Raw genomic sequence first — 22474 nt, forward strand, 5'->3', positions numbered from 1 at the left:
CCGCACCGACAGCACGACCATGGGAGAACATGTGGGCACCGCCGAGGCGACCTTCGCGCAGCACGCCGTCTGGTTCACCGAGCAGGCCGGGGTCGCCGGCACGGCGTACCACATGGCGCTGGGCATCCGGTTCGGCGGCGCGCTGGACCGGGCGGCCCTCGTCGCGGCGTGCGCGGCGGTGATCGCGCGGCACCCGGTCCTGGCCGCCCGGGTCGGCACCGACGAGGACGGCACGCCCCGGCTGTCGCCGGCCGAGGCCCGCCCGGCGGTCACCTTCGGGGAGCTGACCGACGCCCGGGTCGCCGAGGAGATCGCCCGGCCGTACGACCTGCGGGCCGGGCCGCTGGCCCGGTTCACCCTGCTGACCGGGGCCGACGGTACGCACCTGCTGCTGGTCACCGCGCACCATCTGGCCTTCGACGGCACCTCCAAGGACGTGCTGGTCCACGACCTGGCCGCCGGGTACGCCGCCGCGCGGTCCGCCGACCCGACGCGGGGCACCGACCCGACGCGGGCCACCGACACCGGTCCGGGGCAGCCCGGCGACGACCACGCGGGCCTCGCGGCGGCCGAGCAGCAGCGGGTCGCCGTCGACCTGCCCGCCGCCCGCGCCCACTGGGCCCGGCACTGGTCCGGCCCCGGCGACCTGGTCCTGCCCGGCCTGCGCCGACTGCCCAGCGGTGCGGAGCCCGGCGTCGCCGTCGAGGTCGCGCTGCCCACCGGCGTGGTCGACGGCGTCGACGCGGCCGCCCGGTCGATCGGGGTCACCCGGTTCGAGCTGCTGTTCGCCGCGCTGCACGCCCTGCTCGGGCGGTACGGCAACCGGGGCACGCCGGTCGGGGTGGCGCTGTCGACCCGGGCCCCGGACCAGGCCGACCGGATCGGACTGTTCGTCAACGAACTGCCGGTCGCCGTCGACCCGGCCGACGGCACGTTCCGCGCGCATGCCCGCGCCGTCCGGGACCGGCTGCGCGAGGTGTACCGGTACCGGGCAGTGCCACTGGCCCAGGCCGTGCCCGGCCTGCGGCCCGCCCCGGCGGTGACCCCGGTCAGCGTCGGCTACCGGCGGCGCGGCGGGGAGCCGACCTTCCCCGGGGTGGCCGGCGAGGTCGACTGGACGCTGTTCTGCGGCGCGGCCCGCAACGCCCTGCACGTGCAGATCGTGGACGCCCCCACCGGCCTCACGGTCAGCCTCCAGCACAGCCCGGCGGCGATCGACACCGAAGCGGTACGCCGGATCGGCGCACACCTGTGCACCCTGCTCGCCGCCGCGGTCACCGACCCCGACCGCCCGGTGGCGCAGCTGCCGGTGCTGCCCGCCGACGAACTGGACCGGGTCACCCGGGAGTGGAACGACACCGGTCGGGCGTACCCCGAGGGGGCGAGCGTGCCCACCCTGTTCGCCGCCCGGGTCGCCGCCGACCCGGACGCGCCGGCCGTGGTCGACGGCGCCCGGACCCTCAGCTACGCCCAGCTCGACGCCGCCGCCGACCGGCTGGCTGCGCTGCTCGGCCGGCGGGGGGTCGGGCCGGGGGCGCTCGTCGCGGTCGCGCTGGACCGGTCCTGGCAGGCGGTGGTCACCCTGCTGGCGGTGCTGCGCCGCCGCGCCGCGTACCTGCCGGTGGACCCGGGGCACCCGCCGGCCCGCCGGGAACTCGTCCTCGCCGACGCCGCCCCCGCGCTGGTCGTGACGCCCACCGCGACCGGACTGGCCTGGCCCACCCTCGCTCTCGACGGGGTCGACCTGCTCGCCGGGCCGGCGCCCACGCCGACCACCCCCGCCGCGCCGCCGACCGCCGACGACCTCGCCTACGTGCTCTACACCTCCGGCTCGACCGGGCGGCCCAAGGGCGTGGCGGTGCGGCACGGGGCGCTGGCCAACCTGTTGCTGGGCGTGCGGGACCTGCTGGGCAGCGGCCCGACGCACCGGTGGCTGCACCTGACCTCGCTGTCGTTCGACATCTCCACCGTGGAGGTCTTCCTGCCGCTGGTCACCGGCGGCCGGGTGGTCGTCGCCTCGACGGTCGGCGCGCTGGACGGCGCGGGCGTGCTGCGGTTGGTCCGGGCCGCCGGGGTGACCCACGTCCAGGCCACCCCGTCGGGGTGGCGGGTGCTGCTGGAGGCGGGCCTCGGCACACCCGCCCCGGACGCCGCCGGGCTCACGCCGACGCCGCTGGTCGCGGTGGCCGGCGGCGAGGCCCTGCCGGTCGCCCTCGCCCGGGACCTGCGGGCCCGCACCACCCGCCTGATCAACGGGTACGGCCCGACGGAGGCGACGGTGTACGCCACGATGGCGGACCTCCCCGCCGACCCCGACGAGGTCACCATCGGCCGACCGCTGCCGAACGTGCGGGCGTACGTGCTGGACGGGTCGGGACGGCCCACACCCATCGGGGTCCCCGGCGAGCTGCACCTGGCCGGTGCCGGGCTGGCCGCCGGTTACCTCGGCCGCGACGACCGGACCGCCGAACGGTTCGTGCCGGACCCGTTCGGGCGGCCCGGGGAGCGGCTCTACCGCACCGGCGACCGCGGCCGGTTCCTGCCGGACGGGCGGCTGGACTTCCTCGGCCGCACCGACGACCAGGTCAAGATCCGGGGACACCGGATCGAGCTGGGTGAGCTCGACGCCCGACTGCTCGACCATCCCGCCGTGGCCGGCGCGGCGACGGTGCTGCGGCCCGACGCCGACGGGCCCCGGCTCGTCGCCTACCTGGTGACCCGCGCCGGCACCGCCCCGGAGCCGGCCGACCTGCGCCGGCACCTGGCGACGAGTCTGCCGCAGGCCGTGCTGCCGACCGACTTCGTGCCGCTCGACCGGCTGCCGATGAGCCCGAACGGCAAGATCGACCGGGCCGCCCTGGCCGCCCGGGACCTCGCGGTGGACCTCCCCCGCCCGGCGGCCACCGGTCCGACCCGCCTGGCCGGCACCGGGCCGGACCGGCCCGGTGCCACCGTGGACCCCGACCGGGCCGGCAGCACCATGGACCCGGACCGGGCCGGCAGCGCCGTGGACGTCGGGCCGACCGGGGCCGACGCGGGCGACGACCCGGTGGTGGCGCAGCTGCGGCTGATCTGGCAGGAGGTGCTGCGGATTCCCGACATCGGCCTGCACGAGGACCTGTTCGACCTGGGCGGCCACTCGCTGACGATCACCCGGATCAGCGGCCGGATCCAGCAGCGGCTCGGGGTCGAGGTGCCCCTGGACGCCTTCTTCGACACCCCCACCATCGCCGAGATCGCCGAGATCGTCCGGCAGTCCGGAAAGGAGTCCTGATGGACAGCACCGCATTGCGCGGGCGGCTCGCCGAGCTGGTCCGCGAGGCCACCGGCGGCGAGGTCCCGACCGACGACCTGCTCGCCGGCGGCTCCATGATCGCCCTCGGCGTCGACTCCCTCGGCCTGCTGCGGCTGGTCGACGCGATCGAGCTGGAGTACGACGTCGAGGTCGAGCTGACCAGTTCCGGGCGTCCGCTGGACACCCTCGACGACCTGGTGGCGTTACTCACGACCACGACCACGACCACGACCACGACCACGACCACGACGACCACCGCCGACCCGGCCCGGTGACCGCCCCGGCCCGGTAGGTGCCGGGTCGGGGTCGGACCGGGGTGGGTGTCGGAGCGGACCCGTACGGGTCGGGTGGCGGCGGCCGGGCGGTGGCGCTACGCGCGGCTCAGTGACGCCTCCTCGCCGAGCCGGGCGAGCTTCTGCGGATTGCGGACGGCGTAGACCCGGGTGACCCGGCCGTCCTCGATCACCAGGGCCGCCACCGTGTCCAGCACACCGCCGACGTCGAACCGCGCCGCCGGTCCCCCGTTGAGCCACACCGGCCGCACCGCGAAGTCCCCGGCCAGCGTGGCCAGCCCGCCGAGCAGCGCCGCCACCCGGTGCGCGCCCTCGATCGGGCGGCGGGCCGCCGCGACCACCCCACCACCGTCGGAGACCACCACCACGTCCGGCGCGAGCACCTCCAGCAACCCCCGCAGATCGCCCCCACGCACCGCGGCCAGGAACCGCGCGACGACGGTCTCCTGCTCAGCCCGGCTCACCCGTACCCTCGGCCGTCGGGCGGCCACGTGTTCCCGGGCCCGGTGGGCGATCTGCCGTACCGTCGCCGGGGAACGGCCGACCGTCGCCGCGATCTCGTCGTACGGCGTCTCGAAGACCTCCCGGAGCACGAACACCGCCCGCTCGACCGGGCCCAGGGTCTCCAGCACGGTCAGCATCGCAAACGAGACGCTCTCCGCCAGCTCCACGTCCTCGGCCACGTCGGGGCTGGTCAGCAGCGGCTCGGGCAGCCACTCGCCGACGTACTCCTCGCGTCGTCGGGACAGGGTCCGCAGCCGGTTGAGCGCCTGTCGGGTGACGATCCGCACCAGGTAGGCCCGGGGGTCGCGGACCTCCGCCCGGGCCCGCGTACCGAGGGCCGCCCACCGCAGCCAGGTCTCCTGCACGACGTCCTCGGCGTCGGCGGCGGAGCCGAGCAGCTCGTAGGAGACCGTGAACAGCAGACTGCGGTGGGCGACGAACGGATCGTCGGTCATGCCGCCGGCACCGCGCCGTCCGGCCGCGCCCGCGACGGCAGGGGTGGCAACCCGCACGACGCGGCGAAGCCCTGGGCCTCGATCCCCAGCGCGACGTTCGTCCGGGTGAACTGGTTGGCCAGTGCGATCCACGCGGTGAGCTCGACCATCCCCGCCGCACCGAGCCGGCCCAGCAGCCGGGCGGAGAGCGCGTCGGTGACGGTCGGCGGGGTCTGCGTCATCGCCTCGGCGTACTCCAGCACGTCCCGCTCCAGCGGGGTGAAGGCGTCCGACTCCCGCCAGCGGGGCACCTGCCGTGCCTTGGCCACGTCGAGGCCGTCGTTGTGCGCCTGGAAGTACCCCAGGTCGAGGCAGAAGGTGCAGCCGATCCGGGCGGCCACCGCCATCTGCGCGTACGACTTGAGGTTCTCGTCGCAGGCGCTCCACCTGCGGGACTTCTGGCCGAGGCCGAGGCTGAACCGGAGCACCGGCCGGTGGTGCCACATCACCTCGAGCGGCTCGGCCACGTCGCCGAACATCTTCCGGCTGAACTTCTTCAGCACCGCGCCGTAGAGGCCGGTGATCTCGGCTCTGGGAATCCGGGTGTTGCGGGACATGTCGCCTCCTGGTCGGCTGGTCTCGACATGCAGACACCGGCCGCCGCCCTCGTGTGACAGTCGTCAGGGCAGCCAGGACGCCTCCGCCAGCGCCCGCGACGCCGCCTGCTCGTAGACCGCCAGCGCCAACCAGGACTCCGCGAACGCCTGCCCGTCGTCATCGGTGAGTCGGCCGAAGGCGTTGCGGGGACGGGCCCGTGCCGCGCCGCCCATCGCCGTGAGCAGGTGCGCACCGAGATCCAGCCGGGCCAGCCGCAGTCCCCGTGCCGTGGGGTCGGCCAGCGCCTGGATCGCCCGGCCGCCCGAGACGACCCGTTCCACCTGCCGGCGCAGCAGTCCCAGCCCGGGATCGCCGAGGCGCGGACGCGGCGCGGGACCGCCCTGGCCCGGGAGCCGACCGTCCGGCGGCGCCGGTGCCGGGCCTCCTGCCGGGCCGAGCTGGCTGGAGTGCAGCCGGTCGTAGCCGAGGTCGGCGTGGCCCGCCCAGCTCGGCGGCAGGACGAGCACCGGCCCGTCGACGGACGTCGGCCCCACGGCGAGCGCCTGGACCGTGGCCCGGCGGGTCGGATCGAGCCGGCCCACCAGGCGCAGCTCCGCCCCCGCCGCCTGCCCCAGCAGCCGCAGGTTGTCCCGGTGCGGCAGGGCGGCGTGCTCGTCGGCGACGGTCAACGTCAGGACCGCGCCGTCCCCGGTCGCGACGAGGACGGTGTGGTCGTGACCGCCCAGCACCCGCACGGTCAGGAAGAGCAGGTCGGCCCCGGCCGGGCGCTCCGGCACCGGCAGGGTTGCCGCGCCGAAGGCCCGGCGTACCTGGTCGGGCAGGGGCTGCGCCCAGAGCCCGGCGAGGGGCTCGTCGGCCCAGCCGACGCCGGCGGCCCGCGCCGCCCGGACCGCCCGGCCGGCGCCCAGTTGCCCCGACTCCGACGCCGTGCCGCCGGACACCACCAGCCCGGCCCGGGTGAGCTGCCGGTGGCTGAGCCCCGACTCGCCCACCGCCACCGTCGCGTCACCCGCACCGGCGGCCCGTGCCACGTCCCCCGGGGCCAGGTCGGCGACCGTCCACACCCGACCGGTGCGGTCCACCAGATAGGTGACCACCCCGGCGTACCCGGAGTCCGTCACCACCGGCACCGCGCAGAGCCCGTACAGTCGCAGGCCGGCCTGCGGGTCGTAGGCCCGCCGGGCGGTCCCGAGCAACGGCCCGAGTTCACCGGCCGGCGGGTCGGTCCCGCGCAGCCGACGGGACACGGCCAGCAGCTCGCACAGGTCGTCGGTCAGATCGGCGAGCCGGTACTGCGGCTCGGCGGCCCGGGCGGCCCGCAGTCCCGCCGCGACCCGGGTACCGGACGCGGCGGCGCGGTGCAGCCCGTTGGCCCTGGCCTCGTGCACGGCCCGCAGCAGGGCGGTCCGCAGCACGACGCCGCAGCCGACGGTCCCCGCCGCGAGCACGTCCACCGCGACCTGCCACAACCCGTCGGCGGCGATCCGCTGACGTGCGGTCAGCTCGCTGCGCGCCGCCCCACCGGCCCCCGCCGCACCGTCCAGTGCCGGAGCTGCCGGACCGCCGGCCGCCGCAGCCCCCACGTCGGCGGACGGGTCGGCGGCGGCATCGGCCGACGCACCGGGCACCGGGCCGGCAGGCGGGCCGACCGCCGGATCGACGGGCCGGTCGGCGGCCGGCGGCGGCGCCGCAGCCGTGTCGTCCACCGGAGCCAGGGCGAGCACCGCCATCCGGTGCAGGCAGTTCGGCGCGAGCAGGCAACTGCACCGGGCGTCGGCGGCGCTGCGCACCACCCCGTCGACCGCCACCAGGGTCACCGTCGTCGCCTCGTCGACCCGGACCGTCACCCCGCCGGTCATGCCGGTGACCGGCCAGCCGCTGGCGCGGGTGACCGCGTCGTCGACCTTGCGGCGCAGCCGGGCGGGCAGCGCGTCCAGCGCATCGGCCAGCACCGGGGCGGTCACCGCCGGCAGGCCGGTCATCGACGCACCTGCTCGCCGACCCACCGGGCCAGCTCCAGCGGGCTCAACGCGGCGACCGGCATCCCCGCCGCGACCAGCTGACCCGCAGCCGAGACCGAATACCGGGGCCGGCCGGAGTCGTCCAGGCTGGCACAGCCCAGCACCTGGCAACCCGCCTCGACCAACGCCCGGGTCTCGGCCAGCAGTCCACCCATCGGGAACCCTTCCTCGAAGTCGCTGATCACGACCACCATCGTCCGTTGCGGAACGGTGACCAACGACCGGGCGTAGCGCAGCCCGGCCGCGATGTGGGTGCCCCCGCCGACGCTGACCTCCAGTAGCAGGGCCAGCGGGTCGTCCACCCGCTCGGACAGGTCCACCACCTCGGTGGAGAAGGCGACGAAGTGCGTGCTGAGCGCCGGAACGCCGGCGAGCACGGCGGCGGTGAGCGCCGACCAGATCACCGACTCCTCCATCGAGCCGGAGACGTCGACGACGAGCACCAGCCGCCAGTCGACCCCCCGGCGGGCCCGGGTCCGGAACACCGGCCGCTCCGGCACCAGCATGACCCGGCCCTGCGCGTCACGGCGGACCGTGGCCAGGTTGGCCCGCAGCGTCCGGGGCAGGTCCAGTGGCCCGCCCGGCTGGTACGTGGGGCGGGGGGTGGTCAGCCCGGTCAGCGCCGGCCGCAGCCGGGCCGCCAGCTGTCTGGTCAGCTCCTCGACGACGCGGGCCACCAGCGGGCGCAGCCGCGCCACCGTGGACTCCGGCAGCCCACCGGCGAGGGTGAGCAGGTCGCGGAGCAACTCGACCGACGGGCGCACCGCCGTCGGGTCCAGCTCGGTGGCCGCGTCCAGCCGGCCCGCCTCGACGGCCCGGGCCAGCACCTCCTCCCGCACACCGGCGCCGAACAGGACGGACAGCTCCTGCGCCCACTCCCGTACGCCCGGAAACGACGCCTCCCGACCGGCGCGACCGGCCGCCTCGGCACCGGCCCCTTCGCCCCGGCCGGCCCCGTACAGCTCGTCGAGCGCGGTGGCGTACCGGCGGGCGCGCGGCCCGACCCGGGTGGATTCCCGGCCGAGCACGAGCCGCCACCGGTCGACGGCCGGGAGCCCACCGGCCGGCGGCCGGCGGGTGGCCGGTCGCGCCGCGTCGGCAACCGCTGCCGAAAGATCCGGCGACGGGTCCGCCGTCTCGGGCGCGAGCAGGCCCTGCGCCAGCAGCGCCTCCCGGCCCGCCCGGTCGGCACGCAGGCGCACCAGCAGGGCGTCCGGGTCGTCGAGCAGCGTGATGTCGGGGGCCGGACCGGTCTCGTCGAGCCGCTCGCGGACCACCTCCAGCAGCCGGTCCCGGCCGGCCGGGCTGACCACGTGGAAGCCGGCGCGCAGCGGCGGCAGCCGGGTGAGGAACTCCTCGTCGGGCAGCGTCTCGACCCGGTCCAGGAGCCCGTCGAGCACCTCGCCGCTGGCCCGCAGCAGGGGTTCGGCGACGACCAGCAGCCCGGTCAGGTGGCCCTGGAGCTGCTGCCGCCCGGTGGGCGTGGTCGCGGTGTCCACCCAGGACGCGGCGAGCCGTCCGAAGGTGGCCGGCTCCCGCAGGCCCAGCAGGACCTGGACCGCCCCGGCGGCGGCGGCCATCAGCGGCGTGCCCTGCGCGGCGAGCCGGGCCAGACAGTCGGCCAGGCGCAGGCCCGCCCCGGCGGCGTCGGCCCGCAGGGCGAGCGTGGCCAACGCCTCGGCGTCGGCCACGTCCTGGGCACCGGTCAGCCCGTCGACCTGCCGGATCGCCGCGCTCTCCAGCGTCTCGACGACCCGGCCCAGGTCGTCGACCGGCAGTCCCGACCCGCCCGGCAGGTGGCCGAGGCGCAGCCGGTCGAGCAGCGCCAACGCGGCGACCAGTTCGCCGAGGGTGCCCTCCGCCGGCACCGTGACCGACAGCTCGGTGAGCCGGCGCGCGGCCAACCCGGCCAGGTCGCACCGCGCGGCGTCCTCCAGCCCGACGATCAGGGCGGCGACGGTCGGGCCGTCCTCGGCCCGTTCCCGCCGTCGCCGCTGCACCAGGGCGCCCTCGGCGGCCTGGGCGAGGGTCACCCCGTGCAGCCCGGCCACCTCGATCGTCGCCTCGGTGCGGGGCGTCCACTCCACCCGCCAGCGCGCGGTGACCGGGTCTACCCCACCGACCCCCACACCGGCGACCGGCGCGGCATAGCCGACGCCACAGACCACGAGCCGGTGCAGCGTGATCTCCCGCCGCCGGTCCAGGGCGGAACGCAGCGGGTCCAGCCGCAGCTCCCTGGCCGGGTCACCGGCGCCGGGCAGGCGCAACCGGGCCAGCAGCTCCCGCACCGCCGGGGCCAGCCCGGAGCGGGGGGTGCCGGGGGCCAGCGCGCCCCGCCGGTCCCCGACGAGCACCTGTTCCATCGCGCGGGCCACCGCCCGGCCCCGGCCGAGCACCTCACCGTGGGCCAGCACGCTCTGGATCGCCTCGACCAGTTCGCCCCGGCCCGGTGCGGGCAGGCCGCGCAGCCGGGCCAGGTCGAGGGCGAGCCGGACCGTCTCCCGGGCCTCGCCGGGGCCGGCCGGGTGGCCGGCCCGGCGGATCGCCGCGCAGATGGCCACCACGGCGGCCGTCGTCGCCGACTCGACGGCACCGGGATCACCGTCGGCGGCGAGGACCGACTGCTGCCACTGCGGATCGCGGATGCCGGCCGGATAGCCCGACCGCGCGTCCAGCAACCCGAACGTGTACGGCACCATCGAGGTCACCACCGACGACGGGCCGGCCGGACCGGCCGGCGGACCGGCCGATCCGGTCAGCAGCGCCGGGGCATGGAACGCGCCGACCAGGGCGGCGACCCGGCGCGGCCCCGCCTCCGCCAGGCACTGCCGCATCCGCGCCTCCCGCCGCAGGTCGAGGGCGGGCACCCCGGCCCCCCGCTCGGCGTCGACGCGCAACGCCCAACCGACCGCGAGCGCCGCCCGGCGTACCGCCTCCGGGTCTGCGCCGGGTGCCCGGGCCTCGACCGAGCGGTCCCACAGGTCCTCGTCGGCACGCCCGCTGCCCGCCGCGCGCAGCGCGTCGGCGAACGACCGGCCCGGCGTCGGGGCCCCGCCCGGTGCGCGCTCCCCCCAGGCCGGGTCGGCCAGCGACAGATCGCACGGTACGACGGGAACCCCGTTACGGGCCGCCCACCGCACCGCGACCAGCTCCGGGGAGAAGTCGGCGAACGGGTAGAACGCCGGTCCCCCGCCCTCGCCGACCACCCCGGCCAGCGCCACCGGGGCGGTGGTGGCCGGGTCGGCGAGCCACGGCAGCCATTCGCCCAGCTCCGGCGGGAGTTCGAGGAGCAGCACCTCGGGTCGGCACTCGGCCAGCAGCCGCGGCAGGGCCACCGCCAGCGCGGGCGAGTGGTGGCGTACCCCGATCAGGTACGGCCGCCGGTGCCCGGCCAACGCGGCGACCGCGACCGAGGGATCGACCAGCTCCGCGCCGGCCGGCGGTGCGGCCGGGGCCGGCGGCCCCGGGGGCGTCGGCGGCCGGGCCGGCTCCCGGGACGCGGGCGGAGGCGGCGGCCCGGCCGGAGGCGACAGGTCAGTCGGCGAGGACATCGCGCAGTTCCCAGAGTTGCCGCCACAACCGGGCGCCGTCCTCGGCCCGACGCCGGACCGCGCCGTCCCAGTAGCCGAGCAGCTTGGCCCCGTCGGCGGGGTCGTCCTTGCGGACCACGCCGAGCAGGTGCCCCGGCAACAGCGACAACACGTCCCGGTCGCCGGGGAAGTAGGCCGCCGCCAAGGCCAGCGACGACGCGACCGCCACCGCCTCGGCGGTGCTCATCACCGTGGAGGGCCGCTCCACCTCCCAGCCCTCGACCGACCGCCCGGCCCGCAGGTCCCGGAACGCGGTGACCAGCGCCTCCAGCACGGCCTCGTCGACCGCGAACGGGGCGTGCACCCGTTCCAGGGTGGCGCGGGCCTGCCGCTGCACCAGGGCGATCTCCTGGGCCAGGTCGCCGATCGGGCCGACGGTCTCGAAGTTGAACCGGCGCTTGAGCGCCGCGGACATCTCCGACACCCCCCGGTCACGCAGGTTGGCGGTCGCGATCAACGTGAAGCCGGGCGCGGCGGGGACGGTGGCCTCGGCGGTGCCGGACAGCTCGGGCACCGCGATCCGCCGGTCCGACAGGATGGACACCAGGGCGTCCTGGACCTCCGGCAGGCAGCGGGTGATCTCCTCCACCCGGGCCACCGCACCGGTACGCATCGCCGACAGGATCGGCGAGGGCACCAGCGCGGCGGCGCTCGGCCCGTGCGCCAGCAGCAGCGCGTAGTTCCAGCCGTACCGCAGCTGGTCCTCGGTGGTCCCCGCAGTGCCCTGCACGACCAGTTCGCTGCTGCCGCAGATCGCGGCGGCCAACAGCTCCGACAGCATCGACTTCGCGGTGCCCGGTTCGCCGACGAGCAGCAGGCCCCGCTCCCCGGCCAGGGTGACGACGCACCGCTCGACCAGGGCCCGTTCCCCGACGAACTTGGCGGCCACGGCCAGCGTGCGGGGCAGGTCGTCGCGGCGTGCCTGGCGGGGTAGGTCCAGCGCGGTGCCGGCGCTGCCGACGATGAACGTGACGACCGCGCGGGGGGTCAACCGCCAGCCCGGCGGGCGGGGCCCGTCGTCGTACGCGGCGAGGAACGCCAACTCGGTGGCGTGGGCGTGCTCGGCCGGCGCGACCTGACGCGCCGCCGGGGTGGCCGTGGTGGTCATCGGCGCCCTTCCGTAACAAGATCGTCGAAGCGGGGTGCGTCGCCGTCGCCCAGCCGGGCCCAGGCGAGCGCGAACAGGCGGGGCGCGGGGGCGACCGGGGAGACGATGCCCAGCGCGGTCACGCCGCCCTCGCCCCCGATCAGCAGCGGGAGCTTCCAGCGTTCCAGCGGCAGCAGCGGCGCCTTCAGCGCCAACCAACCACCGGGCAGGAACAGCGACCGACCGGCCCGGGGCCGCTTCGCCGCCACGACGTGCGTGGTGGCGGCCAACTCGGCACGGGCCGCCTTGAGCCGGGCCGGCTTCCAGCCGGTCCACCGGGCGACGTTGCGGTCGGTCGGGTCGGGCAGGGCGAGCAGTTGCAGATAGAGCGCCGCGGCGTCGGCGCTCAGCCCGAGCGTCGAGGCGACCGTCGCGACCAGGTCCGGGGCGGACCGGGTCGGGTCCTGCGCGAAGCCGTCGTCCATCGCGGGTACGACGTGCGACACCACCTCGGTGAGCTGGTCACCGACCAGGGCCCGCAGTGCCGCGAGCACCCGCTCGTCGACGCGGTCGAGGCGGGCCCGCAGCACGGCCAGCGCCGGATCGTCCACCCCGGACAGCCGGGACGGCACCAACCGGACCTGGTGCCAGCGGGCCGACGACGGGATCAGCACCGGGCCGACCTCGGTGCCGGCCGGGCCGGTCGTCGCCGGGAGGCCGAACGCGGCGGTGAACGCCGACAGCTTGCTGCCGTCGAGGTGGCCGACCGTGACGGTGCACCCGGGATCGGCCAACCGCTCCCGGGCCAGTCGGGCGGCCACCGGCAACGCCGCCCGGATCGGGTCGTCGACGGCCAGGTGGTAGGCCAGCCACGGCAGCGTCCTGGTCAGCGCGATCAACGCGTCGCCGTCGTCGATGCCCTGGTCGGTACCGGCCAGCCAGTGGCAGGTGGCCGCGTTGGCGACCCAGTGGACCACCGTCGAGGCCGGCAGCGGACTGGCCACCTCGGCGCGGTGCACCTGGACGATCAACTCGTCGGACACGGTTCGACGTCGCCCGTACCGCCGGACCCACTCCTCGACGATCAGATCCTGCCGGGGTCCGTCGACCCACAGCGTCGCCGGGTCCTCCGGCACCAACCGCCCGAGCAGCCCGGTGAGGCCCTGCCGACCGCGACCGCCGGTCCCCCAGAACCGGGCCGCCGCGGCGGCGGCCGCCGGGTCGGGCAACCCCAGGGTGGTACGCAGCTCGGCCGGCGCCTTCTCCCACATCAGCCGGGGCAGGCCCGCCAGCAGCAGCACCGCTTCGGCGTAGCTCATTCCCGCCGCCTCGGACAGTGCCTGGGCCCGCTCGGTGTGCCAGGGCACCGGCCCGTTCTCGCGGGCGAGCCGGACGAACTCGTCGAGCCGCTGCGGCGTGACGTCACCGGTCGGCAGGATCTCCTCCTCGGTGATCCGGAAACCGGCCACCGCCGAGAACTGCCCGGTCGGCGTCCAGTCGAGCACCTCGACCTCGCGGTCGTCGGTGTCGACGGCGAGCACCAGCAACCGCCGTCCGCCCTCGGTCAGCACCTGTCCCCTGACCTGGTCGACCGGGTGGGTGCCGTCGGCGACCAGGGTGGCCCGCCGCAGCCGGCTGCCCGGGGCGAGCAGCCCGGAGCGGGCGCACACCTCCAGCAGCGTCAGCAGCGCCTCGCGCACCTCGGACAGGCAGACCGGGGCCACCGCCCGGTACATCGCGGCCGGCAGCACCCCCAGCACGTCGAACCAGTCGAGGTCACCGTCCAGCTGGCCCCGGGCGTCCGACGTCGGCCCGGTGCCGGTGAGTGCGGCACCCGCCCGGCTGATCAGTCGCAGGGAGCTGTCCCCGGCGGCGTAGCAGTACTGGATCAGCCCGGCCAGCCCCTCGGCGAGCAGCCGGTCGACCGCCGGCGCCCCGGCCGGGGTCTGCTCCACCGCCGGCAGGGCGTTGTCCTGCTCGCCGTCCAGCACGGCGGCCAACGTCCGCAGCCGTGCCACCTGCGCGGCGGCCCGGGTGACGAGGCCGGCGACCCCGGCGACGAGGGCGGGCGCGGTGAGCTGCGGAAGGTGCCGGCCGACCAGGGCGGGCACCTGCGCGGCGTCCAGGCCGGCCGCCTCGGCCAGCAGCGCACCGGCCTGCGCGTCGGTGACGACCCGCAGTGCCGCCGAACCGGCCTCGTCGCGGGGCCGCAGGAAGTGCCAGAACTCCAGGGGCGGCACCAGCCGGGTGCCGGTGGCGAAGGCCGACCGCTCACCGCCGAGCTGGTAGCGACCGAGCAGGAAGCCGTCCTCGGCGCAGATCAGCAGCTCGCCGCCCCGGCCCCGGTTGTGGTGCAGCAGACCGAAGGTGGCGGTCGCGCCGGGGAAACGCACCGCCGCCACCAGCCGCCCGTCCAGGCCGGTACCCGCCGGCAGGGCGAAGGACAGGCCGTTCGCGGCTTCGCCGGCCCAGCCGCCCGCTGCGTGCCGGGCCCGCCAGCCGGCCAGCCCGTCGGCGGGGCCCAGCGGGCTGCCGGCCGACGTGGTGGGGCGCAGCCAGGACGCCTCGGCGTCCAGGGGTTGACCGTCGACCGTGCCGTCCTCGAAGAACGTCGGCCGGGAGAACCGGCCCGGCTCGCCCGTCGCGGGGTCGTACTCCCGCCAGCCCAGCGGGTGGTCGGCGGCACGCACCCAGTAGGTGTCGCCGTCGCTGATCACCCGGCCGCCGGTCCGTTCGCTGCGGTCGCCGACCCGCAACGGACGGCGGCCCAGGGTACGTCCCCCACCGGGCAGCGGCAGCGACAGCCGGGGATAGTTGGTGAAGGCGTCGTCGGCGAGGGTGAAGACGTCGTCCGGTGTGCCGCTCCAGTAGGCGGCCCGGTCCCGGCCCCGGTCCCAGCAGACCAGCAGTTGCCCGTCGACGTAGCGCAGCACCAGCCGCCACCGGTGCCGGTTCTCCCCGGCCGGAATCCGCATCAGGTGCTCGAGTTCCACCCCGTCCGGCCCGACCACCGACACCAGGTTCCCGGTAACCAGCAGCAGGTAAGGCCACTGCCCGACGAGCTGTACGCCCACGTCCGACTCGGGGAGACGTTCGACCGCGGCGTCCAGGGCCGGCCAGCCGTACTCGTCGAACAGACCAGACCGCAGCGTACGGCCGAGGACGGGGCCGAGGTCGTGGTCGACGAGCCGGCGTGCCGCGTCGGGGTTGACGGCGAACCCGGTCGGGCAGGCGACGGTGCCGACCCGGTCGAGGTGATGGTCGATCGTCGGCAGCCCCTGCCGCCCGACGGCGTCGGCGAGCGTGTCCAGCCAGCGCCGCAGGGCGGTCCGCAGGCCGGGTACCGCGACGATCTCCTGCACCCGTGCGGTCGGGTCGCGCAGGTCGCGCGAGCCGGTCCGCAGCCGCCGCTCCACACCCTCGACCAGCAACGGCAGGAAGCGCCGGTCGGCGGCGACGGCGACCAGGTCACGCCGGCCGTCGGTCTCGTCGGCCAGCCAGAGCTCCAGCCGGTGCCGGACGTCGGGGGCCGGATCGGCGACGGGCACCCCCAGCGCCAGGCAGGTGTCGAGCAGGTCGAGGTCCACCGTGTCGTGGTCGCGGCAGAGCGCGACCGGCACCCCGTCGCCTTTCAGCCGTCCCGCCATCCGTGCGACCAACGCCAGCAGCCCGGGGTGGCGCTTGCGCGCCCGCCAGGAGCGCCGCTCTCTATGCTCGTCGAAGCGGCGCAGCCAGCCGGCGGGTCCGTCCGGCGAGGCGGCCTCGGCGGGTACGCCGTCCGCCGGCCCGGTCAACGCCGCCGTGGCGCCGGCGTCCTCCAGCACGCTCAGCCAGACGTCGTCGCCGCAGTGCTCGGGGGTCAGCCCGAGCAGCCGGCCGCGCAGGGCGGGGTCGGTCGCGGCGAGCCGGGCCAACGGCGTCCGGTAGGCGTTCCAGAACGCCTCCGGTGCCCGGTTGAGCGCGGGCGCGGCCAGCAGTTCGGTCAGCACCCGCTCGTCCTCGGCGGCCGGGTCGAGCCCGGCGGCGCGGGCCAGCCGGCGCAGGTCGGTGTGCATCGCCGCGTACGGCGGCAGCCCGCCCAGGGTGCGCTCCACGCACAGCCGCAGGAACATCGCGTACGCGTCCGCCGGCGCGCACCGGGTCGCGAGGTCCCGGGCGTGGCCGGAGAGTGCCTTCGCGGTCAGCGCGCCGGCCAGCGCGAACTCCAGGAACACGGCGTGCTGGCGGTCCTCGTCGATGGTCAGCCCGTAGGCGCGCTCCGCGTCCCGGGCCTTGCCGAACATGCTCGCCGCGTGGGTCACGCTGTCGGCGGCGAGGAACGCCCGGCCGGCCTCCTCGTAGAACGTCGGCAGGAAGTGCGGCACCGACCGGGCGAGTCGTTCGCCGAGGGCGTTGAAGCCGTCCTTCGCCGGACCGATCCGGGACCTGGCCGTCCGGGCCAGCCGTTCGATCTCCTTGACCAGGGCCAGCGCGTGGTGCCCGTTGGCGGGGTCGTGGACCAGCGCCCACGCCGGGAAGCCGAGCGCCTGCCGGCGGACCACCCCGACCGGGGTCACCCGGTCCGGTCGGTCGAAGCCCAGGAACTCCATGGACAGGTCCTCGGCCTCGCCGAGCGCGTCGATGACCAGCCGGACGACGGTCCGTCCGGCGAGGACCGGATGGGCGTAGCGGCGGGCGGTCAGGGTGTCGGCGGTGTCGTCCTTGGCCACCACCGTGCCGGCGGGCAGCACCGCCCCCGCCTCCAACAGGTCCATCGCGTCGACGCTCACTGGTCCTCCTCCTGCTCTGCTGCCACGACCCGGCCGGCGTACAGCGCGGCGGCCATCCGGGTTCCTTCCGACCAGGCCACCGGGCCGACCGTGCCCAGCGGCAGGGCGGTGCCGTGCCGGTCGGTGAAGACGAGGTCACCGGTCTCGGTCTCGTAGTACGGGTCGTCGGCGCCGACCCACGACCGGGCCTCGACGGTGTGGCCGTCCTCGACGATCCGGCACACCGCGTTGCCGCCGCGCACCGGGTAGCCGAGCTTCGTCGCCCGGGCCGTCAGGTGGCGCAGCTGGTCGTACCGGCCGCCGGCGTAGTCGTCGCATCGGGTCGACGTCGGGTCGACGTCCGGCCCCCGGACCCAGGTCTGCCGGAAGAGCTGGTCGACGGACTGGCGGACCTGGAGTTCGGCGGCGAACTCCCGCAGGTCGTCGAGGTCGTCGAGGGTGACCGGGTGGGGGATGACGATCCGTCGGGCGGCCCGGCGGACGGAGTCGCCGTCCAGGTTGACCAGACCGACCTGGCCGTCGCCCACCTCGCGGAGCAGACCCACGTCGTCCGGGTCCCGGTGGCCGTCGTCGTCGAGCACCACGACGACGAGGTCGGTGAGCGCGGTGCGCCACGCCTCGTCCGGCCACACCTCGGTCAGGACCGACACCGGCACCGGCAGCGAGCGCACCATCCAGCGTTCGATGTCCGTACGGCACTGGGCCTCGTGCCGGGTCAGCCATTCGGTGAGCTGTCGGAGCCCGACCACGGTCGGATCGTCGCGCAGGGTCGCCGGGAGGGAACGGAGTTCCCGGCCCTTGGCGTTCCGGGCGACGACGTCACCATCGCGGAGAGTGACCTGATAGCCACCCGACACCGCTGACCATCCCATGTGGACATCCTCATGATCGGCGAGTAGAGACACCGGAGGCTAGCCCACCCGGGCGACAGAACCCGCCGTCGTCCCGCCACCCGGCGGCGGGGCCGACACCTACCCCACCATGACTGTCGGTGATGAGTCTCGGGTCAAGGCGAACCCCGGCCGATGGAACCGCCGCCATCCGCACCGGAGGAACCGTGCCCCCGCAACCGGTTCGCTCCTGGTGGGACGGGACGCCGCGCCCGCAGGGCCGGCCGTCACCCGACCCGAGGCGAGGCGAGGGAGCACGGCCGTCCAGTTCACCGCCAGTGATGATTCTTACTCCGCCCGGGACGGCGGGACAGGTGGGACGCCGGTGGTCGATGAGGCCGCTGGGACGGACCCGGGGCGTCCCCACGGTGCGGTAAAGACGCTGGTGGGCGGTTGCCACGCGGAGAACTGACCGAACGGACAGTGACTGCCCGTAGTCTTTCTGCTTCCGGGAGGCTGTTCGACGGACAGCCGCCGGGGTGACCCGATCGGCACTCTTAGGTCATCACCGTTCACCTTCCGTGAGGGTCACCGACCATGTCGCAGCTCCTGCCCGCCGCCCGGTCCGACGTCCCGGCCATCGCCCCGGCATTCCCGGCCGCCCCACCGGAGCCGGCCGCCGCCGTCACCACCGTCCCTGGGGCGCGTACCGCCGTGGTGGGCCTCGGTTACGTGGGCCTGCCGACCAGCCTGGCCCTGGTCGCCAGCGGCGCCCGGGTGATCGGCGTGGACATCTCCCCGGACCGGCTCGACGACATCCGGGCCGACCGGGCCGACCTGCTCGACGACGACCGGGACCGGCTCCGCGAGACGCTGCGGGCCGCCGACCCCGCGCTGCGCCTGACCACCGCGATCGGCGAGATCGCCGACGCCGACACGGTGCTGATCTGCGTGCCCACCCCGGTGGACCGCCACCTCGCCCCGGACCTCACCGCGTTGCGGGCCGCCTGCGCGGCGGTGGTCGCCCACGCCCGCCCCGGCCAGACCATCGTGCTCACCTCCACCAGCTATGTCGGCACCACCCGTGACCTGCTGGTCGCGCCGCTGGCCGCCCGGGGCCTGCGGGTCGGACAGGAGGTGTGGGTGGCCTTCGCCCCGGAACGGGTCGACCCCGGCAACGACCGGCACCGCCAGGAACTCACCCCCCGGGTCGTCGGCGGGACGACCCCGGACTGCACCGCGCGGGCCGCCGCCGCGCTGGCCCGGATCACCCCCCTGGTGCACCGGCTCAGCTCGCCCGAGGCCGCCGAGATGACCAAGCTGCTGGAGAACACCTTCCGGGCGGTGAACATCGCCCTGGCCAACGAGTTCGCCGACCTCTGCCGGGACCTGCACCTGGACGTCACCGAGGTGATCGACGGGGCGGACACCAAGCCGTACGGTTTCATGGCCTTCCAGCCCGGCCCCGGGGTGGGCGGGCACTGCATCCCCTGCGACCCGCACTACCTGCTCTGGCAGGTGCGCGGGCAGCGCCGCGAGGCACCCCTGATCGAGACCGCGATGCGGGGGATCGCCGCCCGCCCCCGGCGGGTCGTCGACCGCATCCGGGAACTGCTCGCCGGGGCCGGTCGTCCCCTGCTCGGGGCCCGGGTGCTGATCGCCGGGGTGACGTACAAGCCGGGGGTCGCCGACGTGCGGGAGTCCCCGGCGTTGGAGATCATCGGCGAGTTGGTCCGGGCCGGCGCGGAGGTCGGCTTCGTCGACGACCTCGTCGACACGGTCCGCACCCCCGACGGCGGGACCCTGCACCGCGTCGCCGACCACACCGACCGGGAGTGGGACCTGGTGGTCGTGCACACCGGCCAGTCCGGCCTGGACGAGGCGTGGTTGCGCGGGCAGCCCATGGTGCTCGACGCCACCTACCGGCTGGCCGGGCTGCCCCGGCGGGAGGTCGTCTGAGATGCCGGTGTCCCTGCCGGTCCGGCGCGGCCTGCGTCGGCTGCTCACCGTGCTCGCGCTGCTCCCGCTGATCGTCCTGCTGGCCCGCCAGCTGCCCCAACTGCCGTACGCCCCGCTGCTGGCGTTCTACGGCTTCGCCGTGCTCACCGCCACCGTCGCCGTGTTCTACCTGGCCTACGCCCGGTACGTGGACCCCAGCGAGGCACCGGCGCAGCACCGGCACGCCGCCGAGTTCCCGCCGCTGCCGCCGGCTCCCCGGGTCAGCCTGCTGGTGGCGGTCAAGGACGAGGCGGACGGGATCGAGGCGTGCGTACGGTCGATGACCGGCAGCAACCACCGGCCGTTGCAGGTGATCGTGGTCGACGACGGCTCCACCGACGGCACCGCCGAGGTGCTCGACCGGCTCGCCGCCGAACTCCCGGTCACCGTGCTGCACCTGCCCCGCAACGTCGGCAAGAAGCGGGCCCTGGTGCACGCCGCCCGGTACGCCACCGGCGACGTGCTCGCCTTCACCGACTCCGACTGCGTACTCGCCCCGGACGCGCTGGGCCGCTGCGTCGAGGCGCTGCTGCGCCAACCGGACCTCGGCGCGGTCAGCGGCCACGCCCGCGCGCTCAACCCCGACGAGTCGCTGCTCACCCGGGTCCAGGACGTCTGGTACGAGGGTCAGTTCCGGGTCTCCAAGGCGGCCGAGGCGTCGTTCGGCGCGGTCACCTGTGTCTCCGGCCCGCTGGCGGTGTTCCGTCGGGAGGCGGTGCTCAACTACCTGCCCGCCTGGGCGGCCGACCGTTTCCTCGGCGGCGAGTTCCGGTTCGCCACCGACCGGCAGCTCACCGGCTATGTGCTGGGACAACGCTGGATCGGCGACCGGCTCAAGCGGCGCTTCGCCGACTCGCCGTTCGTCCGCGACGAGGACCACCCGCCCCGCGCCTGGCGGGTCGGCTACGTCCGCTCGGCGAAGGTGTGGACCACCGTGCCGGCCCGGCTGCGGCCGTTCCTGCGCCAGCAGACCCGCTGGAAGAAGAGCTACGTGCGGAACCTCTTCTTCACCGGCACGTTCATGTGGCGGCGGGGCCCCGGGCCGGCCGCGCTCTACTACGGACACGCGCTCTGGGTGGCGCTGGCCCCGGCGATGGCCTTCTCCCATCTGGTCTGGGCGCCGCTGCGCGGCTGGTGGGCGGTGCCGCTGCTCTATCTGTGCGGGGTGCTGCTCAAGGGCACCGCCTGGGGGCTGGCGTACCGGTTGGACAACCCGGGTGACCCGCGCTGGGCGTACCGGCCGTTGATGAGCGTGCTGTCCGCCACCATGCTGTCCTGGTTGCTGCCCTGGTCGGTGGGGACGATCCGTCGTGGCGTGTGGTCCCGGAGCACGGTGTGAACGCCGGCGGTCGGCTGCTGACCCGGCTGGCCCGGGTGGCGCTCACCCTCGCCGGTGCGGTGGTGCTGGTGCTGCTCTACGCGGTGGTGTTCTCCCGGGGCGAGGTGCTCCGGTGAGGCGGCTGTGGCCCCGCGCGCTCGGCGGGTTGCTCTCGCTGGTCACCCTGCTGGTGGTGGCGGCGCCCTTCGGGGTGTCCTGGTACCTGGCCGACCTGCGGCGGCACGTCAGTGGGCAGCGGGACACCCCGGTCACCCGGGTCGACCCCGCCGACCTGCGCCGCTTCGCCGAGACGGCCGGGCGGCTGCCGGACCGGGCCGCGCCGGTGGTGGTGGCCTACCACGACATCAGGCCGCACGGCGGCGACCCGGCGGCGACCGCACCGGCCGGTCGGGAACACTACGTGGTCACCCCGGAGGCGTTCGACGCCCAGCTCACCGCGCTGCACACGGCCGGCTACCGGACGATCTCCTCGGCCCAGTACGTCGACTACCTGCGGGGCGGCAGCGTCCCGGCCCGCTCGGTCTACCTCACCTTCGACGACGGCACCCGGGGGCTCTGGACGTACGCCGACCCGATCCTGGAACGGCACCGCATGGTGGCCGCCTCCTACCTGATCACCGGGCACGTGGACACCCACCGGCCGTACTACCTGAGTTGGGCGGAGGTCAGCCGGATGAGCCGCTCCGGCCGGTGGGACTTCCAGGCGCACACCCACGACCTGCACACCCGGGTGCAGACCGCGCCGGGGCAGCTCGGCTCCCCCCTGACGCACCGGCGCTGGGAGCCGGCCACCGGCACCCGGGAGAGCCTGGCCGCCTACCGGCAGCGGCTGACCGCCGACTTCGACGCGATGTTCACCGCGTTCACCGCCCATCAGCTGCCCCGGCCGCGGCTGTTCGCGTACCCGTTCTCCGAGATCGGTGACGTGACGACCGACCCGGAGGCTGCCGCGTTCAGCCGCGACCTGATCGCCGCGCGGTTCGTCGGCGCGCTGACCAACAAGTCGCTCGCCCCGGAACCGAGCAGCCGCCGGTCGGCGGCCGACGGCCAGGTCGAGCGGGCCGAGGTGTACGCCACGACCGACACGGCCGAACTGGTCAGCGCGGTCGTCGAGCGGACGGCCGTGCCCGCCGTGGTGACCGACCCGTTCGCCCGCGCCTGGGACTGGCGTGACCAGCACGGCGAGCCGATGACCGAGCTGTCCCCACTGACCGCCGGCCGGTTCACCGCCGACAGTCCCCGCCGCGCCTACGGCACGCTGCTCGCGTATGCCAGCGCGGACTGGACCGGCTACACGGCCGACGCCACCGTGCGGGGTCTGCGGACCGACGGCGGCACGGTCACCCTGCTGGTCGGGGTGAACGGCGACGCCACGGTGTCGGTGCGGGTGGCGTACGGCCGGGTGGCGCTGCTGCGCGCCGGCCGGGTGGTCGCCGAGGCCGCCCTTACCCCGGCCGCCGGTCACCGGATCGCAGTCACCGTGCGCGACGGCGAGACCGTGGCCCGGGTGGACGGCGGCCCGGTCCTGCGGGTGGTCACCCCCACCGGGCCGGGGGCCACCGGCGGACTGGCCGTGGCGATCGACGACGCGCAGGGACGACCCCACCCGTCGGTCGCCGCGTTGACCGTGACGACCGACGGGTGACAGGTCCGCTGTCGGGCGGTCCGCCCCGCCGGCTGGCCGGTGGGCCGGGTC

General features: G+C 75.9%; 12 protein-coding genes. 5 read left to right on the forward strand and 7 right to left on the reverse strand.

Annotated features, from left to right (window positions below; translation table 11 throughout):
• Window positions 1-19: 19 nt before the first annotated feature.
• Window positions 20-3274, forward strand: coding sequence for a non-ribosomal peptide synthetase (locus GA0070216_RS11145; RefSeq protein ID WP_091243468.1), 3255 nt, complete (start codon window positions 20-22; stop codon window positions 3272-3274).
• Window positions 3274-3570: an acyl carrier protein gene (locus tag GA0070216_RS11150; protein ID WP_141723048.1), complete on the forward strand. Its 297-nt coding sequence runs from the start codon at window positions 3274-3276 to the stop codon at window positions 3568-3570. The genes GA0070216_RS11145 and GA0070216_RS11150 overlap by 1 nt, the downstream gene beginning before the upstream one ends.
• A 95-nt stretch (window positions 3571-3665) precedes the next feature.
• On the opposite strand, the gene GA0070216_RS11155 is transcribed toward GA0070216_RS11150, so the two are convergent.
• The 7 genes from GA0070216_RS11155 to GA0070216_RS11185 all read right to left on the reverse strand — a co-directional run bounded on the left by GA0070216_RS11155 (window position 3666) and on the right by GA0070216_RS11185 (window position 17483).
• Complete coding sequence (locus tag GA0070216_RS11155; protein ID WP_091243970.1) at window positions 3666-4547, reverse strand: RNA polymerase sigma-70 factor; 882 nt, start codon at window positions 4545-4547, stop codon at window positions 3666-3668.
• A complete protein-coding gene (locus tag GA0070216_RS11160; protein ID WP_091243470.1) occupies window positions 4544-5143 on the reverse strand; it encodes a carboxymuconolactone decarboxylase family protein in 600 nt (199 codons plus the stop codon). The genes GA0070216_RS11155 and GA0070216_RS11160 overlap by 4 nt, the downstream gene beginning before the upstream one ends.
• Window positions 5144-5206: 63 nt before the next feature.
• Window positions 5207-7126: a hypothetical protein gene (locus GA0070216_RS11165; RefSeq protein WP_091243472.1), complete on the reverse strand. Its 1920-nt coding sequence runs from the start codon at window positions 7124-7126 to the stop codon at window positions 5207-5209.
• Window positions 7123-10716, reverse strand: coding sequence for a DUF5682 family protein (locus GA0070216_RS11170; protein ID WP_091243475.1), 3594 nt, complete (start codon window positions 10714-10716; stop codon window positions 7123-7125). Before GA0070216_RS11170 ends, GA0070216_RS11165 begins: the two co-directional genes overlap by 4 nt.
• Window positions 10700-11863: an ATP-binding protein gene (locus GA0070216_RS11175; protein WP_091243478.1), complete on the reverse strand. Its 1164-nt coding sequence runs from the start codon at window positions 11861-11863 to the stop codon at window positions 10700-10702. Before GA0070216_RS11175 ends, GA0070216_RS11170 begins: the two co-directional genes overlap by 17 nt.
• On the reverse strand, window positions 11860-16611 hold the full coding sequence (locus GA0070216_RS11180) for a hypothetical protein (protein WP_091243481.1): 4752 nt from the start codon (window positions 16609-16611) through the stop codon (window positions 11860-11862). Before GA0070216_RS11180 ends, GA0070216_RS11175 begins: the two co-directional genes overlap by 4 nt.
• A complete protein-coding gene (locus tag GA0070216_RS11185) occupies window positions 16608-17483 on the reverse strand; it encodes a DUF4132 domain-containing protein (RefSeq protein WP_091243484.1) in 876 nt (291 codons plus the stop codon). The genes GA0070216_RS11180 and GA0070216_RS11185 overlap by 4 nt, the downstream gene beginning before the upstream one ends.
• 555 nt (window positions 17484-18038) lie before the next feature.
• Between GA0070216_RS11185 and GA0070216_RS11190 the strand changes: the two genes are divergently transcribed.
• From GA0070216_RS11190 to GA0070216_RS11200, 3 genes are all read left to right on the forward strand, one after another.
• The gene (locus GA0070216_RS11190) at window positions 18039-19400 is read left to right on the forward strand and encodes a nucleotide sugar dehydrogenase (protein WP_091243487.1); all 1362 of its coding nucleotides are present in this window, start codon (window positions 18039-18041) and stop codon (window positions 19398-19400) included.
• Window position 19401: 1 nt separating this feature from the next.
• On the forward strand, window positions 19402-20778 hold the full coding sequence (locus GA0070216_RS11195) for a glycosyltransferase family 2 protein (RefSeq protein WP_091243491.1): 1377 nt from the start codon (window positions 19402-19404) through the stop codon (window positions 20776-20778).
• Between the two features lie 112 nt (window positions 20779-20890).
• Window positions 20891-22423, forward strand: a complete 1533-nt coding sequence (locus GA0070216_RS11200; protein ID WP_176738916.1) for a polysaccharide deacetylase family protein — start codon at window positions 20891-20893, stop codon at window positions 22421-22423.
• Window positions 22424-22474: the final 51 nt, after the last annotated feature.

The sequence above is a fragment of the Micromonospora matsumotoense genome (assembly GCF_900091525.1).
Taxonomy (GTDB): domain Bacteria; phylum Actinomycetota; class Actinomycetes; order Mycobacteriales; family Micromonosporaceae; genus Micromonospora; species Micromonospora matsumotoensis.

Bases quoted from the DNA above. Each gene is read 5' to 3' on its own strand.
- GA0070216_RS11165 (WP_091243472.1), bottom strand. From the start codon at position 7,126: ATGACCGGCCTGCCGGCGGTGACCGCCCCGGTGCTGGCCGATGCGCTG.
- GA0070216_RS11160 (WP_091243470.1), bottom strand. From the start codon at position 5,143: ATGTCCCGCAACACCCGGATTCCCAGAGCCGAGATCACCGGCCTCTAC.
- GA0070216_RS11190 (WP_091243487.1), top strand. From the start codon at position 18,039: ATGTCGCAGCTCCTGCCCGCCGCCCGGTCCGACGTCCCGGCCATCGCC.
- GA0070216_RS11185 (WP_091243484.1), bottom strand. From the start codon at position 17,483: ATGGGATGGTCAGCGGTGTCGGGTGGCTATCAGGTCACTCTCCGCGAT.
- GA0070216_RS11155 (WP_091243970.1), bottom strand. From the start codon at position 4,547: ATGACCGACGATCCGTTCGTCGCCCACCGCAGTCTGCTGTTCACGGTC.
- GA0070216_RS11195 (WP_091243491.1), top strand. From the start codon at position 19,402: ATGCCGGTGTCCCTGCCGGTCCGGCGCGGCCTGCGTCGGCTGCTCACC.
- GA0070216_RS11175 (WP_091243478.1), bottom strand. From the start codon at position 11,863: ATGACCACCACGGCCACCCCGGCGGCGCGTCAGGTCGCGCCGGCCGAG.
- GA0070216_RS11145 (WP_091243468.1), top strand. From the start codon at position 20: ATGGGAGAACATGTGGGCACCGCCGAGGCGACCTTCGCGCAGCACGCC.
- GA0070216_RS11170 (WP_091243475.1), bottom strand. From the start codon at position 10,716: ATGTCCTCGCCGACTGACCTGTCGCCTCCGGCCGGGCCGCCGCCTCCG.
- GA0070216_RS11150 (WP_141723048.1), top strand. From the start codon at position 3,274: ATGGACAGCACCGCATTGCGCGGGCGGCTCGCCGAGCTGGTCCGCGAG.